Source organism: Streptomyces spirodelae (assembly GCF_017676385.1).
In the GTDB taxonomy this organism is placed as follows: domain Bacteria; phylum Actinomycetota; class Actinomycetes; order Streptomycetales; family Streptomycetaceae; genus Streptomyces; species Streptomyces spirodelae.
The window spans coordinates 1-14,279 of record NZ_JAFFZN010000021.1 but is presented as its reverse complement, the minus strand read 5'-3'; the positions used below and the strand labels follow the sequence as shown (position 1 = coordinate 14,279).

The window sequence follows — 14,279 nt, the reverse complement described above, 5'->3', positions numbered from 1 at the left end:
GAGCGCGGGACGCGGCACCTGCCTGCCCGCACCACCGGGCCCCCGCGTCCAGCTCCGGGAGGAGCGCTACTCGACCGCCGTGTCGCGGGCGACCGTCTCCCAGCGTTCGATCTCGCTACGGACGCGGTCCAGGTGGCCGAGCACGGCGTCGACAGCGTCGTCGCCCAGCGGGAGGCGCAGCGGGGTCTGCTCGGCGGCGAGAGCGGTGAGCACGGCGGACGCGGCCTTGGCCGGGTCGCCGGGCTGCTTGCCGTCGCTGTCTTCGATCATGCGGCGGGTGGGCCCGACGGTGTCCGCGTACGGTCCCGTCTCCGCGCTGGACGTGCCGGCCGTGAAGAGGCCGGTACGGAACGAGCCGGGCTCGACGATCAGCACCCTGATGCCGTACGGCGCCACTTCGTCCGCCAGCGCCTCGGACATCCCCTCCAGTGCGAACTTCGTGGCGCTGTACGCCCCGAACCCCGCGAAGGACAGCTGGCCGCCCATGCTGCTGAGCTGCACCACGGCACCCGTCCTGCGCTCCCGCATGTGCGGCAGGACGGCGCGGACGAGAGCGGCCGGTCCGAAGACGTGCACGTCGAACAGGGCGCGCAGTTCGGCCTCGGTGGTCTCCTCCAGAGCGCCGACGTGGGTGCGTCCGGCGTTGTTGACCAGCACGTCCACCCGGCCGTGCCGGGCGATCGCGTCGGCGGCGACTGCCGCCGCCTGCTCGCTGTCGGTGACGTCCAGCTGGACGGGGTCCACCTGGTCGGGGTGTGCGGCGACGAGGTCGTCGAGGGTGGAAGTGCGGCGGACGGCCGCCACCACGGTGTCCCCCGCGGCCACGGCCGCCTCGGTGATCGCCCGCCCGAACCCGCTGTTGGCGCCGGTCACCAGCCATACTCTGCTCATCGGTTCTCCGTCCCGTTCCTGTTGCCGTTCCCGGCCCTGTGAGACTCCTCGACAACTCCGTCGCGCGTCCAAGACCTTTCGTGATAGCCAACGGTTATGGATGTGCACGGTCGGGACCTGCGGTACTTCGTCGCGGTGGCGGAGGAGCTGCACTTCACCCGCGCCGCCGAGCGCCTGTTCGTCTCTCAGCCCGCGCTGAGCAAACAAGTCCGCACGCTGGAGCGGACGCTGGGCGTGACCCTGTTCGAGCGGGGCCGGCGAGGGGTGGCACTGACGCGTGCGGGGGCAGAGTTGCTGCCGCACGCCCGGCGGGTGCTGGCCGAGTGGCAGACGGGCTGGGAGGCGGTCGAGGCCGTCAGGGCGGCGCAGCGGGCCGACTTGGTGGTCGGGATGAGCAGCAGCCCCGGACGGGGCGGCCTGCTGCCCGCCATCCGGTCGCGCGTCACCGCCGCACACCCCGAAGCCGTGCTGACCATACGGCAGTTCGGCTGGGAGGACTCGACCGCGGGGCTGGCGGACGGCACCGGCGACGTGGCCTTCGTCTGGCTGCCGCTGCCCGAACCGGAGCGCTACCGCTGGACCGTGGTGGCGAGCGAGCCGCGGCTGGTGGCGCTTCCCGAGACCCACCCGCTGGCCGGACGCCCGGCTGTCGACTTCGCCGACCTGCTGGAGGAGCCGTTCCTGGCGCTGCCCAGGAGCGCCGGCCCGCTGCGCGACTACTGGCTGGCCATCGAGGCACGCGGTGGCCGGGAACCGGTGATCGGCGCCGAGGTCAGCAGTTCGGAGGAGACCTATGAGGCCCTTGTCGGCGACCAGGGGGTGTGCTTGCTGGCGGAGGGCAACGCGCCGCTGCTGATGCGCGGGGGAGTGGTCACCCGCCGCGTGCTGGGACTGACGCCGAGCCGTCTGGCGGTCGCCCGCCGCGCGGACGACGCCCGGCCGCTCGTCCGCGCCTGTCTGCGGGCGGCCGCTGAGGTGGTGGGTGCGTGACCGGACGGGTGCGACCGCCGATGTGACCGTCATCACGGCCTTGCCGCGCGTATCCGTGTGCGGTTCGGTCGCCCGGGCGTGGACTCCGGCCAACTCCTGTGCGCAGTCCGGAAGGTGAGGCCGCGGCGAGTGGGCGGAGATTGCCTGCTGATGACCGCTCTTTGACCTGTCCCGGCCCGATTCTTGGCTCATGCCCGTCAGATGCCGTCGGCCGGTCGCCCCAGCCGGGCGCTGTGTCACCTGTGGCGAGTACCCTGCGCCGAACGCAGAGAAAGCGCCGTACAGCACGGCGAACGGAGCGAGGAGCGGTCCGATGGCCTTTCGTAAGGCGACGATGAAGAAGCAGGTGGCCGAGGCCATTGCACAACAGGCGCCCGGAGACCGGCCGCTGGTCTCGGTCGGAGCCGTAGCGGGGCCGACACCGTGGCTGAGTGTCGGTTTCCTCGGTCTGATCGGCCAGTTTCTGATCAAGTACTACTTCATCACGGTCACCGAGCAGGCCCTGTTGGTGCAGCGGATGTCCCGCTTCTCGCAGCGGCCGAAGGAAATCGTGCACGCGATCCCGCGCGACCAGGCGCGCTCCGTCTTCGGCGAGATCCAGCTCAACCCGCTGTGGAGCTTCTACTACATGGCGCTGCCCGGCGAGGCCAAGCCGGTGCGCATCAACGTCCACCGCATGTGGCGCAACGAGCTGGAGGAGCTGCTCGCCGTCGTGGGGGGCGCGCCGGGTGCGCAGGGCGCCCCCCAGGGGTACGCGCCGCAGCAGGGGTACGCCCCGGCGGCCCAGCCCCCGCAGGGCTACGCGGCCCAGCCCCCGCAGGGCTACGCGGCCCAGCCCCAGCAGGGCCAGCCGCAGCCTCCGCAGGGTCAGCCGCAGCCTCCGCAGGGTCAGCCCCAGGGGCAGCCGTACGCCCAGCCGCAGGCCCCCGGCGGCTACCAGCAGCCCCAGCAGCAGCCGCAGCCCGGCCAGCCCTACGGCAACCCGCAGGCCCCCGGCGCGCCGGCGGCCCCGCCCCAGCAGCCGGGTCCGTACTACGGCAACCCGGGCCAGCAGGGCGGCGCTCCCGCCGACCCCCGCAACAACCCGTACGGGTGACACCGTCGGCCGGCCGCCCGTCGGCCGGCCGCCCCTCTGTCGCACGGCGCCGCGCTCCCCGAGTGCGGCGCCGTCGGTGTCTCCGGGCCGCCGGCCGCCCGCTCCAACGGCTCTGCCGGGCCCCGCGGACCAACGCTGCGCACTGGCCGATAGCTTGAGCTCAAGAGTGGGACAGTCGGCCAGTGGGGCCAGCGGGACGAGAGCTTTCCCGGCAGGGGCGGGGCGACGGCGACGGTCGAGCTCGATTCCCGCTCGGTCGGTCCCGTGCGGACGAGGTACGCGCCCGACCCGGACGGTGAGCCGGACCCGGGAGAGATCGTATGGACCTGGGTGCCCTACGAGCGGTATGCGGCGCGAGGCGTGCGCCCTGGACCGCGCACGCTTCAACGCCGTGGTGCACCGCCTGCAGCAGGTGTACGGGTGGCACTGAGCCGTCCTGGCGCAGGGAGCCGTCCTGGCGCAGGGAGTCGGCTCGGCGCAGAGAGCCGGCCTGGCGTCGCGCCGGACGCGTGCTGACGTGCGGCGGGACTGCCGGGCTGGAACGCTGAACGGTGCTGTGGGAACAGTTCGCCGCAGCACGGGTGTTGCATCGTTGACCAGCGCCACCGGGGCGCATACGCACGAAGGGCGGAACGGGATGACGGCCACGGCGCAGAGCACGGAAGAGCACGGCGCGGTGTCGCAGTTGGCAGAGATGCCGGAGGACTGGACCAGGGCGCTGGCGGTGGTCGCACACCCGGACGATCTGGAGTACGGCGCTGCCGCCGCGGTCGCCGAGTGGACGGCGCGGGGCAAGGATGTCGTCTATGTGCTCGCCACCCGGGGCGAGGCAGGCATCGACACCATGGACCCCGCCGAGGCCGCCCGCGTCCGTGAGGCCGAACAGCGCGCCAGCGCGCGGGTCGTGGGGGTCTCCGAGGTCGAGTTCCTCGACCACCGCGACGGCGTCCTGGCGGAGGGCCCGGCGCTGCGCAGGGACATCGCGGCGGCGATCCGCCGGCACCGGCCCGAACTTGTGCTCACTATCAACCACTACGACACCTGGGGCAGCGGCCCCGGCAGCCCATGGAACACCCCCGACCACCGGGCACTGGGCCGTTCCGTCCTCGACGCCGTGGGGGACGCGGGCAATCGCTGGATCTTCAGCGACCAGCTGGAGAGCGACGGCGTCCTGCCCTGGGGCGGGGTGCGGTGGGTCGCCGTCGCAGCCGCACCGGCCGTGACGCACGCCGTGCAGGTGGGGGAGGAGGCGGCTCGCAAAGGGCTCGCCTCACTGCTGGAGCACCGGGCCTACATCGAGGCGCTCACCGACCAGGACCCCGAGGAGTACGCGCGCTCCGTCGTCTTCGGCGGTCTGGACCGCTACGTTCACCTGAACGGCGGCCGCCGCTCGGTCGCCTTCGAACTCCACGCCCGCTGACCTCCTTGGCGTCCGCTGCCCGCCTCCGGACGTGGTGCCCCGCGGGTCTCTCCCCGCCGCGGCGGGGAGAGACGGTGGCGGCTCAGCGCCGGGCGGCGACGGCCACCGTCACCGCGGCCACCGGCACCAGCAGCGCGGCGGCGAGCAGGTTGAGCCAGCCGTAGCCCGCCTGCGCGACGACGAGGCCGGAGAGGGCGCCGCCGACGCCCGCGGCCGAGTTCATGATCAGGTCGGAAAAGCCCTGCACAGCGGCGCGGGCCTGCTGTGGGACCGAGTCGGTCAGCAGCGCGGAGCCGGAGACCAGTCCTGCCGACCAGCCGAGCCCCAGCAAGAACAGTCCCACGGCGGACTGTACGTGGTTCCCGTCCGCCGTCCCGGCCAGTGCCGTGGCGCACCCCAGCAGCGCCACGCCGATCAGGATCACGCTGAACCGGCCGATCCGGTCGGCGAGCCAGCCCATCACGGGCGAGAAGGCGTACATCCCGGTGATGTGCCCGCTGATGACCAGGCCGATCAGTTCCACGCCCGCGCCGTGTCCGCCCAGGTCGACGGGGGTCATCACCATGACGGAGACCATCACCGTGTGCGAGCCGGCTATCGAGGCGAGGGCGACGCGGGCGGGCGCCGAGGCGGCCACAGCGCGTATCCCGGCCCGCAGCGAGCGCTCACTGTCGGAGCTCTGATGCGCGCTCCGCCCGTGCTCTTCTCGCGCTGCTCCCTCCGCGCCGACGACGGCCTCCGCGCCGGTGACGGCCTCCTCCGCAGCTCGCGGTGCCTCCGTGCGTGCCAGCGCGCGGGCAGTCAGCAGCGGGTCGGGCCGCAGCAGCAGATGGAGCACGGCGCCGGCCGCCAGGAAGACGGCAGTGCCCCACAGGAACGGCCCCGCCGCCTCCGGTATGCCGAGGCCGGACACGCTCTTGCCCGCGGGTGCCGCGATGTTCGGACCCAGCACGGCGCCGATGGTGGTCGCCCACACCACGGTCGAGATGGCGCGTGCCCGGTGCAGCGGCTCTGCGAGGTCGGCTGCGGCGAAGCGCGCCTGGAGGTTGGCGGTGTTGCTGGCGCCGAAGGCGGCCATGCCCACCAGCAGCAGCGGAAAGTTGCGCATCGCGGCTCCGGTCACCACGACGAGCCCGCCGACGGCGGCCACCGCGTAGGCGGAGGTCAGTCCGACGCGTCGCCCGCGCCGCGCCATCAGCGCAGCGAACGGCAGCGACAGCAGCGCCGTGCCGATGACGGAGGACGTGGACGCCAGACCGGCCACGGCCTCCGAGCCGCCCACCTCCTCGGCCAGTACGGCGGCCAGCGCCACCGCCGTGGAGACCCCGAGGCCGCCGAGGATCTGGCTGACCACCAGGGCCAGCTGCACCCGCCGCCGCGTGGCCGGCAGATCGATCCCGCCGGGCGCCGTGCGTCCTGCGAGCAGCCCACCGGGAACGCCCTCCCCGCGCGGCCCGGCGGCCGCCTGTCCCGTCCTCCCCGCCGCCGCTTCCCCCGCCGTCTCGGCCGTCTCGGCTCTCTCCGGTGCTTTCCCCGGCTTCTCCGCCGTTTCCCCCGGCTTCTCCACTGCTCTCCCCGCCGTCCCCCCAGCGCTCCCCGCCGCTATGTCCCCCGGCGTGTCACCACCGTCGGCCGTTTCATGAATGTCAGTCACACCGCGCAGTCTGGCACCCCGCCCCGGCCACCACCACGGACTCAGGGACGGTCTGCGGCGGATCAGAACAGGGGCTGGGGGAGTACGCCTTCGAGGGCGAGGAGGGCCCGTTTGGTCTCCAGGCCGCCGCCGAAGCCGCCTATCCCGCCGGAACTCTCCAGCACCCGGTGGCAGGGCACCACGACCGGCAGCGGGTTGGAGCCCATGGCGACGCCCACAGCGCGGGCCGCGCCCGGTTCGCCGACGCGCCGCGCGAGATCCTCGTAGCCGACGGTCGCCCCGTACGGCACATGGGCCGCCAGCGCGCGCAGCACGCGCTCGTTGAAACCGCCCGACAGCGACCAGTCCAGCGGGACGGTGACGGGGCCGGGGGAGCCGGCGAAGTAGCGGTCGAGCGCGGCCACGGCCGTGGCGAGGTGGCCGGCCGGTGTGGGGCCGTGCTCGTCGGGCGGGGGCTGCGCGGGCAGCGACTCCGCGGGCTCCGGCTCGGCGCCCAGGCGGGCGGAGAGCCGGGCGAGAGCCCGGTCGATGGTGCGTCCTTCCGCGTGGAAGACGACGTTGACCAGGCCCTTTTCCGTGGCCGCGAGGAGCAGGGGCCCGATGGGCGTCTCCCGCGGGGTCCAGGCCGGCGGCCGCGCCGGGGTGTCAGTCATACCGGCACCCTAGAGGCCCCCACTGACAGTGCCCGGTGGCGGCCGGCCGGCGCCTTCGCGGGAGGAGGGATCAGCCGACGCGTGCTGTCCGCTGTACGGCGTTGCTGATCACGTCCGGCTTGTTGGTGATGATGCCGTCCACACCCGCGTCCGCGACCTTACGGGCGGTGTCGGCATCGTTCACGGTCCAGGTGAAGACCTCCAGCGTCTTGTGGTGCGGACCCTTGAGCGCGTGCACGGCGTCCACATAGGTCTTGGTGGCGTCCGTGTACGTGGGGTTGATCTGGTCGGTGAATTTCGCGTACTCCTTCAGGTCGCCGACCTTGGGAGTGCCCAGGAAGCCCGTCTTCACCTCGGGGTTCTGCTGGTGCACCTCCTGGATCGACGACTTGTCGAAGCTCTGGATGATCAGCCTGCTCCGGATGTGCCGACGGTCCAGCCAGCCCTTCTGCCGCAGCTCGCCGAGGGTCTCCCGCTCGATCCCGGGGTAGGCCGACGGCGACTTCAGCTCCAGCAGGAGCTCCTGGCCGTTCCGGGAGAGGCGGTCCAGGTACTCGCCCAGGGTGGGGATCTTCTCGCCCTTGAACTGCGGGTCGAACCAGCTGCCCGCGTCCAGCGTCTTCATCTCCTTGAGGGTGAAGTCGGAGACCTTCCACGGGCTGCGGTCTGGGAAGCGGTCCTCGACATCGGTGGTGCGCGAGAGCGTGGTGTCGTGGATGACGACCAGCTCGCCGTCCTTGGTGCGCTGCACATCGTTCTCGACCCAGTCGATGCCGAGCTCGTGTGCCTTGTCGACCGCGGCCAGGGTGTTCTCGGGCGCGTAGGCCGACGCTCCCCGGTGCGCCACGGTCAGGGGCGGCCGGTGCGGTTTCCTCACATCGCTCTGCGGCCGCAGATCGGGGTCGGGGTCGGGGTCGTGGTCGGAGAAGCCGGGGAAGTTTACGACCGGCTCCGGGATCTGTCTCGCCGGGCGTTCCGAGGCGGCGGTCGGCGCGGCGGTGAGGAAGAGCGCGCTCATACCCAGCAGCGCCCCTGCTGCGGTAGCGGTCAGCGGGCGTATCGTCATGCGGGTCTCCTCGCTTGTGCCTGCACGGACTGCGGAAACAGTTCCCGATGCGCAATACAAACAAGCGGGGACAAAGTGGCGTCGTGCTGAATACGGCGTGCCCAAGCCGCTGACCTGCGATGGAAGAAATTGGCAGCTATCTGCCAGTGGGGGGTAGTTTGCACCCCGGGGCCCGCTGTCAGTGGTGAGTCGTACCGTGGTGAACATGCGGCCCAACACCGAGATCGAACGCAAGGTGGCGCCCTTCGAGGTCGTCAGCCCCTATCAGCCCAGCGGCGACCAGCCGACGGCGATCGCCGAGCTCGCGCAGCGGGTCACCGGGGGTGAGAAGGATGTCGTGCTGCTGGGTGCCACGGGCACCGGCAAGTCGGCCACCACGGCCTGGATGATCGAGAAGCTCCAGCGCCCGACCTTGGTGATGGCGCCGAACAAGACACTGGCTGCGCAGCTGGCCAACGAGTTCCGCGAGCTGCTGCCGAACAACGCGGTCGAGTACTTCGTCTCGTACTACGACTACTACCAGCCGGAGGCGTACGTCCCGCAGACGGACACCTACATCGAGAAGGACTCCTCGATCAACGAGGAGGTCGAACGCCTGCGCCACAGTGCCACGAATTCGCTGCTGACCCGGCGTGACGTGGTCGTGGTCGCCTCCGTCTCCTGCATCTACGGCCTGGGCACCCCGCAGGAGTACGTGGACCGCATGGTGCCGCTGAAGGTCGGCCAGGAGGTCGACAGGGACGAGCTGCTGCGCCGCTTCGTGGATGTGCAGTACACCCGCAACGACATGTCGTTCACCAGGGGCACCTTCCGAGTGCGCGGCGACACCATCGAGATCTTCCCGGTCTACGAGGAGCTGGCCGTCCGCATCGAGATGTTCGGTGACGAGATCGAGGCGCTCTCCACCCTGCACCCGCTCACCGGCGAGGTGATCACGGACGACCAGGAGCTGTACGTCTTCCCCGCCTCGCACTATGTGGCGGGCCCCGAGCGCATGGAGCGCGCCATCAGCGCGATCGAGGCCGAGCTGGCCGGCACGCTGGAGACGATGGAGAAGCAGGGCAAGCTCCTGGAGGCCCAGCGGCTGCGGATGCGTACGACGTACGACATCGAGATGATGCGCCAGATCGGCACCTGCTCCGGGATCGAGAACTACTCGCGGCACATCGACGGCCGCGACCCCGGCTCGGCGCCGCACACCCTGCTGGACTACTTCCCCGACGACTTCCTGCTGGTCATCGACGAGTCGCACCAGACGGTGCCGCAGATCGGCGCCATGTACGAGGGCGACGCGGCACGTAAGCGCACCCTGATCGAGCACGGCTTCCGGCTGCCCTCCGCGCTGGACAACCGCCCGCTGAAGTGGGAGGAGTTCCTCGGACGCATCGGCCAGACGGTGTACCTGTCGGCCACCCCCGGCCCCTACGAGCTGGCCCGCTCCGACGGCTATGTGGAGCAGGTCATCCGTCCCACCGGGCTGGTCGACCCCGAGGTCGTCGTCAAACCCACCGAGGGCCAGATCGACGACCTCGTGCACGAGATCCGGCTGCGCGAGGAGCGCGACGAGCGGGTGCTGGTCACCACCCTCACCAAGAAGATGGCCGAGGACCTGACGGACTATTTCCTCGAGCTGGGCATCCGGGTCCGGTATCTGCACAGCGACGTGGACACCCTGCGCCGCATCGAACTGCTGCGCGAGCTGCGCTCGGGTGAGTACGACGTCCTGGTGGGCATCAACCTGCTGCGCGAGGGCCTCGACCTGCCCGAGGTCTCGCTGGTGGCCATCCTGGACGCCGACAAGGAGGGCTTCCTGCGCTCCGGCACCTCGCTGATCCAGACGATCGGCCGTGCGGCCCGTAACGTCTCAGGCCAGGTCCATATGTACGCGGACCAGGTCACCCCCGGGATGCAGCGGGCGATCGACGAGACCAACCGGCGCCGCGAGAAGCAGATCGCCTACAACGAGGAACACGGCATCGATCCCGAGCCGCTGCGCAAGAAGATCGGCGACATCGTCGCGGACATCGCACGGGAGCAGATCGACACCGAGGTGCTGCTGGACACGGGCTACCGCCAGCGGGACGAGACGGGCAAGGGCGGCAAGGCGGCCAAGGGCAAGGCGCCCACCCCCGCCAGGAGCAAGGCAGCCAAGGGGGCCGGGGCCGGGGAGCTGACCGACCGGCCCGCCGCCGAGCTGGCGCAGACGATCGAGGACCTGACCGAGCGGATGCGTGCCGCGGCGGCCGAGCTCCAGTTCGAGGTCGCAGCGCGGCTGCGGGACGAGGTCGGCGAGCTGAAGAAGGAGCTGCGTCAGATGAAGGAGGCGGGGCTCAAGTAGCGCCCTGCGGTGGCGGTGCCGGGCGGAGTGTTGCAAGACCGACACAAGTCCCGGGCGGCCACCCAGGCTGTCGGTGCCCTTGCGTAGGGTGCTGTGCCTGGTGGCCGTCGGCCGGTGGCGGCACCGGTTCAGAGAGGGGACGCACGTGTCGGTCAACTTGTCCAAGGGCCAGGGAATCAGCCTGCAGAAGAGCGACGGGGCAGCGCTCACGGCGGTGCGCATGGGCCTGGGCTGGCGGGCCGCACCGCGTCGCGGGCTGTTCGGCAAGCGCACCAAGGAGATCGACCTCGACGCCTCGGCGGTGCTCTTCGCGGACAAGCAGCCGGTCGACGTGGTCTTCTTCCGGCACCTGGTGAGCGACGACGGCTCGGTCAAGCACACCGGTGACAACCTGGTGGGTGGCGCGGGCCAGGGCGGCGACGACGAGGCGATCATGGTCGACCTGCAGCGCGTGCCGGTCCACATCGACCAGATCGTCTTCACGGTCAACTCGTTCACCGGGCAGACCTTCGCCGAGGTCGAGAACGCCTTCTGCCGCATCGTCGACGAGACCACCGGCGAGGAACTGGCCCGCTACACCCTCACCGGCGGCGGCCAGTACACGGCGCAGATCATGGCCAAGGTGCACCGGCAGGGGAACGGCTGGCAGATGACCGCCATCGGGGAGCCCGCCAACGGCCGCACCTTCCAGGACCTGATGCCGACGATCCTGCCGAAGCTGTGAACGGCCCGGTCTGAACCGGCTGTAGCGTTCCCCGGTGCTGCCCCAGCTGTGGCAGGCCGGAATCCGTCGTAGGTGTGACGAGCCAGGGGAGAGGCACGACGATGACGGCCGAGTTGGTCCGGGGACAGAACCACCCGCTGCCCGGGACCCGGGTGGAGATCCGGGTCTCGGCAGGTGCCCCGGTCATCGCCGGGGTGACGCTCAACGACCAGCGGGGGCGGATGCGTGACGCGGGGTGGACAGCCCACCCGGCAGCCCCCCAGCTGCCGGGGGTTGAGGTCTCCCGCCAGGCGGCGGCCGTGCACCACCTCGCCGTCGATCTGGACGCGCTGCCGCAGGACGTGCACCGGGTCAACATCCTGCTGGCCCTGCCCTCCGGACCGGACTTCCCGCCCGACTTCTCCGCTCTCGCCGCCCCCTTCCTCGCCGTCACCGGTCTGGACGGCGAGGAGATCGCCAGCTACACGGCGACGGGGCTGAGCGCCGAGTCGGCCGTGGTCGCCCTGGAGCTGTATCTGCGGCAGGGCGGCTGGAAGGTGCGTGCCGTCGGACAGGGGTACGCCGGAGGGCTCGCCGCGATGCTCGCCGACCAGGGGCTGGCCGAGGCCGGCGCTCTCGCCGACACCATCAACGAGGCGGTCGCGGCCGGGATGGCCCGCTCGTTCGGGCACGCCCCCCAGGGGCCGACCCGGCACACCACGGCTGCCCGCACGGAGCCGGCACAGCCGACCTCGCCGCCACCGCCACCCGAGGGCCGGCCGGCCCTCGGGGCACAGCAGCCCGCCGACGGGCCCGGCGGAACCCATGGCGGCGGCCCGATCGACTACCGGCACCCGCGCCGCGCCACACCCGCCTCACCGTCCACCCCACCGCCCGCCCCCGCCGGGCAGCCCCGGCCGGACACGGTCCCGTCGCAGGCCGGTCCGCCCGCGCAGTCCGGTACGGGTGCCCAGCCCGGTACGGCCCCGCAGCCGGGCCCCGTACCGGGGCAGCCCGGCGGTGCCGACAGCTCGCAGCCCGTCGCCGGGGACGCCCCCGGCTGGTCGATGGAGGAGCGGCTCTACAACCAGGTGTGGGGCATGTTCGAGGACTTGGCGCGCAGCGTGGCGGCCTACCGCTCGGCGGTCGACTTCGCCGATTCCCGGATGGACCGGGAGCTCGACAGCGTGCTCGACGACCCGCGGGCCCGGGTCGGCCCGGCGGCGGAGGCGGCCCGTGCCCAGGCCCAGGCCAAGCGGGATGCGCTCATCGAGCAGGCCCAGGCGGCCCTGGAGCGGGATACGGGCCGGCTCGAGGCCGAGTCCGAGGTGGTCGAACCGGCCCTGCCGCCCGCGCTGGCCCGCTGGGACAACCCCGTATGGCAGGCGTACGAGCCACCCGCCGAGCCCCCCATGGCGCTGCGGGTGGGTGATCTGAGCATCCCCGAGCGCGCGGGGCTGCGGATACCGATGCTGGTGCGGCTGCCGCTGGAGCGGGGGCTGTGGATCGACAGCGGCCGCCCGCGGGGCGGCGAGTCCGCCTTGGTGGACGCGGACGAGCTGCGTCGCCTCGCGCAGGCGACCGCCACGGCGCTGGCCGCGCGGATCGTCGCCGTACATCCGGCTGACGAGCTGACGCTGCACGTCATCGACCCGGCGGGGTCGGCCGCCACGGCGCTGCTGCCGCTGGTGGAGTCGGGCGTGCTGCGGGAGCCGCCCGCAGCGGGCGCCTCCGGGGTGGCACGCACGCTGGAGCGGCTGACGCAGCGGGTGGACCTGGTGCAGATGGCGGTCCGCAGCCGCGCCACCGACGCGCTACCGCCCGACCTGGACCTGGCCGATCAGCTCCTGATCGTGCACGACTTCCCGCACGGCTTCGACGACCGGGCGGTCAACCAGCTGCGCTACCTCGCGGACGAGGGGCCCTCGGTGGGGGTCAGCCTGCTGATGGTGGCCGACCGGGAGGAGGCGCGGGCCTACGGGCCGGTTCTCGACCCGCTGTGGCGCTCGCTGCTGCGGCTGACGCCGGTGCCCGACGACCATCTCGCTGACCCCTGGGTGGGGCACGCCTGGACGTACGAGCCGCCGCTGGCGCCCAGCGGCAGTCAGGTCGTGCCGCAGGTGCTGCGGCGCGTCGTGGCCGCGCGCCACTCCTCGGGGAGCTGACCACTTCCGGCGAGGGGCAGGCCCCCGGACTCCGGCCAGGGGCGGGCCCTCCCGGGCCCCGCACTTTACCTTTTCATGGGATTACTTTACTGTCTCTTCAACGGAGGGGAGTATTCCCAGCCATGCGGTGTCCCCGTCAGTACGGGCCGGACAGGACGGTCCCGGGGCACCGGCCCGGTCGCTATGGGCGGCGCGCCGGGTGGAAGAGACCTCCGGCCCATGCTTGATATGCAAGCCGGAGGAACGCCCGTGGACATCTCTGCAACCGCCTGGGTGCTGACCATCGTCGGTCTGTGCGCCCTGATCGCGGTCGACTTCTTCATCGGCGGCCGCAAGCCGCACGACGTCTCCCTCAAGGAAGCGGGCATCTGGACCACGGTCTGGGTCGTCCTCGCCGTGCTCTTCGGATTCGGCCTCTTCCTCTTCGGCGGTGGTCAGGCGTCCGGCGAGTTCTTCGCCGGCTTCATCACCGAGAAGTCGCTCAGCGTCGACAATCTCTTCGTCTTCGTCCTGATCATGGCGAAGTTCGCCGTGCCGTCCGTCTACCAGCAGCGGGTGCTGATGGTGGGGGTGCTGATAGCGCTGGTGCTGCGGGGCATCTTCATCGCGGCGGGCGCGGCGATCATCTCGACCTTTTCCTGGGTCTTCTTCATCTTCGGCGCCTTCCTCATCTGGACCGCGTGGAAGCTCATCCAGGAGGCCCGCTCCGGCGAGCAGGAGGAGGAGTTCGAGGAGAACCGCCTGCTCAAGGCAGTCGAGCGGCGCTTCCCCTCGACGGACAAGTACCACGGCACCAAGCTGTTCGTGGTCGAGAACGGCAAGCGTCTGATGACGCCCATGCTGATCGTGATGCTGGCGATCGGCACCACCGATGTGCTCTTCGCGCTGGACTCCATACCCGCGATCTTCGGCCTCACCCAGGACCCGTACATCGTCTTCACCGCCAACGCCTTCGCGTTGATGGGCCTGCGGCAGCTCTACTTCTTGATCGGGGGCCTGCTGCAGAAGCTGGTCCACCTGTCCTACGGACTGTCGGTCATCCTCGGCTTCATCGGCGTCAAGCTGGTGCTGCACGCCCTGCACGAGACGGGGGTGCATGTGCCGGAGATCAGCATTCCGGTCTCGCTGGGCGTCATCTGCGCCGTGCTGATCGTCACCACGATCACCTCGCTGGCCGCCTCCCGGAAGCAGGCCGCGGCCGAGGAGGAGGCCGAGCGGGAGGAGCGCGCCCACGCCGACTCCTGAGCGCGCGGCCCGGCGCGCCTGATCCGGTCTCCCGGCCCCGCCCCGGCCCCTTCCGGTA

11 protein-coding genes are annotated in these 14,279 nt (G+C 71.6%); 7 read left to right on the top strand and 4 right to left on the bottom strand.

The window, feature by feature from the left end; translation table 11 throughout:
- Positions 1 to 66 precede the first annotated feature (66 nt).
- Positions 67 to 891, bottom strand: a complete 825-nt coding sequence (locus JW592_RS21565) for an oxidoreductase (protein WP_209266843.1) — start codon at positions 889 to 891, stop codon at positions 67 to 69.
- Between the two features lie 96 nt (positions 892 to 987).
- Here JW592_RS21565 and JW592_RS21560 point away from each other — a divergent pair, with 96 nt between their 5' ends.
- The 3 genes from JW592_RS21560 (at position 988) to JW592_RS21550 (ending at position 4,397) form a co-directional block, all read left to right on the top strand.
- On the top strand, positions 988 to 1,881 hold the full coding sequence (locus JW592_RS21560) for a LysR family transcriptional regulator (RefSeq protein ID WP_209266842.1): 894 nt from the start codon (positions 988 to 990) through the stop codon (positions 1,879 to 1,881).
- A 313-nt stretch (positions 1,882 to 2,194) separates the two neighbouring features.
- Complete coding sequence (locus JW592_RS21555) at positions 2,195 to 2,977, top strand: hypothetical protein (protein ID WP_209266841.1); 783 nt, start codon at positions 2,195 to 2,197, stop codon at positions 2,975 to 2,977.
- A 637-nt stretch (positions 2,978 to 3,614) separates the two neighbouring features.
- On the top strand, positions 3,615 to 4,397 hold the full coding sequence (locus JW592_RS21550) for a PIG-L deacetylase family protein (RefSeq protein WP_209266840.1): 783 nt from the start codon (positions 3,615 to 3,617) through the stop codon (positions 4,395 to 4,397).
- A gap of 82 nt (positions 4,398 to 4,479) precedes the next feature.
- Here the strand turns inward: JW592_RS21550 and JW592_RS21545 are convergent, their stop codons facing one another.
- From JW592_RS21545 to JW592_RS21535, 3 genes are all read right to left on the bottom strand, one after another.
- The gene (locus JW592_RS21545) at positions 4,480 to 5,823 is read right to left on the bottom strand and encodes an MFS transporter (protein WP_209266951.1); all 1,344 of its coding nucleotides are present in this window, start codon (positions 5,821 to 5,823) and stop codon (positions 4,480 to 4,482) included.
- A gap of 290 nt (positions 5,824 to 6,113) precedes the next feature.
- Positions 6,114 to 6,704: a methylated-DNA--[protein]-cysteine S-methyltransferase gene (locus JW592_RS21540; protein WP_209266839.1), complete on the bottom strand. Its 591-nt coding sequence runs from the start codon at positions 6,702 to 6,704 to the stop codon at positions 6,114 to 6,116.
- 70 nt (positions 6,705 to 6,774) lie between these two features.
- Positions 6,775 to 7,770: a glycerophosphodiester phosphodiesterase gene (locus JW592_RS21535; RefSeq protein WP_209266838.1), complete on the bottom strand. Its 996-nt coding sequence runs from the start codon at positions 7,768 to 7,770 to the stop codon at positions 6,775 to 6,777.
- A 205-nt stretch (positions 7,771 to 7,975) separates the two neighbouring features.
- On the opposite strand from JW592_RS21535, the gene uvrB reads away from it, so the two are divergent.
- The 4 genes from uvrB to JW592_RS21515 all read left to right on the top strand — a co-directional run bounded on the left by uvrB (position 7,976) and on the right by JW592_RS21515 (position 14,221).
- Positions 7,976 to 10,108, top strand: coding sequence for an excinuclease ABC subunit UvrB (gene uvrB / locus JW592_RS21530; protein WP_229376555.1), 2,133 nt, complete (start codon positions 7,976 to 7,978; stop codon positions 10,106 to 10,108).
- Positions 10,109 to 10,253: 145 nt separating this feature from the next.
- A complete protein-coding gene (locus tag JW592_RS21525; protein WP_209266837.1) occupies positions 10,254 to 10,832 on the top strand; it encodes a TerD family protein in 579 nt (192 codons plus the stop codon).
- A 101-nt stretch (positions 10,833 to 10,933) separates the two neighbouring features.
- On the top strand, positions 10,934 to 12,976 hold the full coding sequence (locus JW592_RS21520; protein ID WP_209266836.1) for a TerD family protein: 2,043 nt from the start codon (positions 10,934 to 10,936) through the stop codon (positions 12,974 to 12,976).
- A gap of 249 nt (positions 12,977 to 13,225) precedes the next feature.
- Positions 13,226 to 14,221 (top strand): TerC family protein, encoded by a 996-nt coding sequence (locus JW592_RS21515; protein ID WP_209266835.1) that lies wholly within the window; start codon positions 13,226 to 13,228, stop codon positions 14,219 to 14,221.
- Positions 14,222 to 14,279: the final 58 nt, after the last annotated feature.

Bases quoted from the DNA above. Each gene is read 5' to 3' on its own strand.
- JW592_RS21535 (WP_209266838.1), bottom strand. From the start codon at position 7,770: ATGACGATACGCCCGCTGACCGCTACCGCAGCAGGGGCGCTGCTGGGT.
- JW592_RS21560 (WP_209266842.1), top strand. From the start codon at position 988: ATGGATGTGCACGGTCGGGACCTGCGGTACTTCGTCGCGGTGGCGGAG.
- JW592_RS21555 (WP_209266841.1), top strand. From the start codon at position 2,195: ATGGCCTTTCGTAAGGCGACGATGAAGAAGCAGGTGGCCGAGGCCATT.
- JW592_RS21520 (WP_209266836.1), top strand. From the start codon at position 10,934: ATGACGGCCGAGTTGGTCCGGGGACAGAACCACCCGCTGCCCGGGACC.
- JW592_RS21565 (WP_209266843.1), bottom strand. From the start codon at position 891: ATGAGCAGAGTATGGCTGGTGACCGGCGCCAACAGCGGGTTCGGGCGG.
- JW592_RS21540 (WP_209266839.1), bottom strand. From the start codon at position 6,704: ATGACTGACACCCCGGCGCGGCCGCCGGCCTGGACCCCGCGGGAGACG.
- uvrB (WP_229376555.1), top strand. From the start codon at position 7,976: ATGCGGCCCAACACCGAGATCGAACGCAAGGTGGCGCCCTTCGAGGTC.
- JW592_RS21550 (WP_209266840.1), top strand. From the start codon at position 3,615: ATGACGGCCACGGCGCAGAGCACGGAAGAGCACGGCGCGGTGTCGCAG.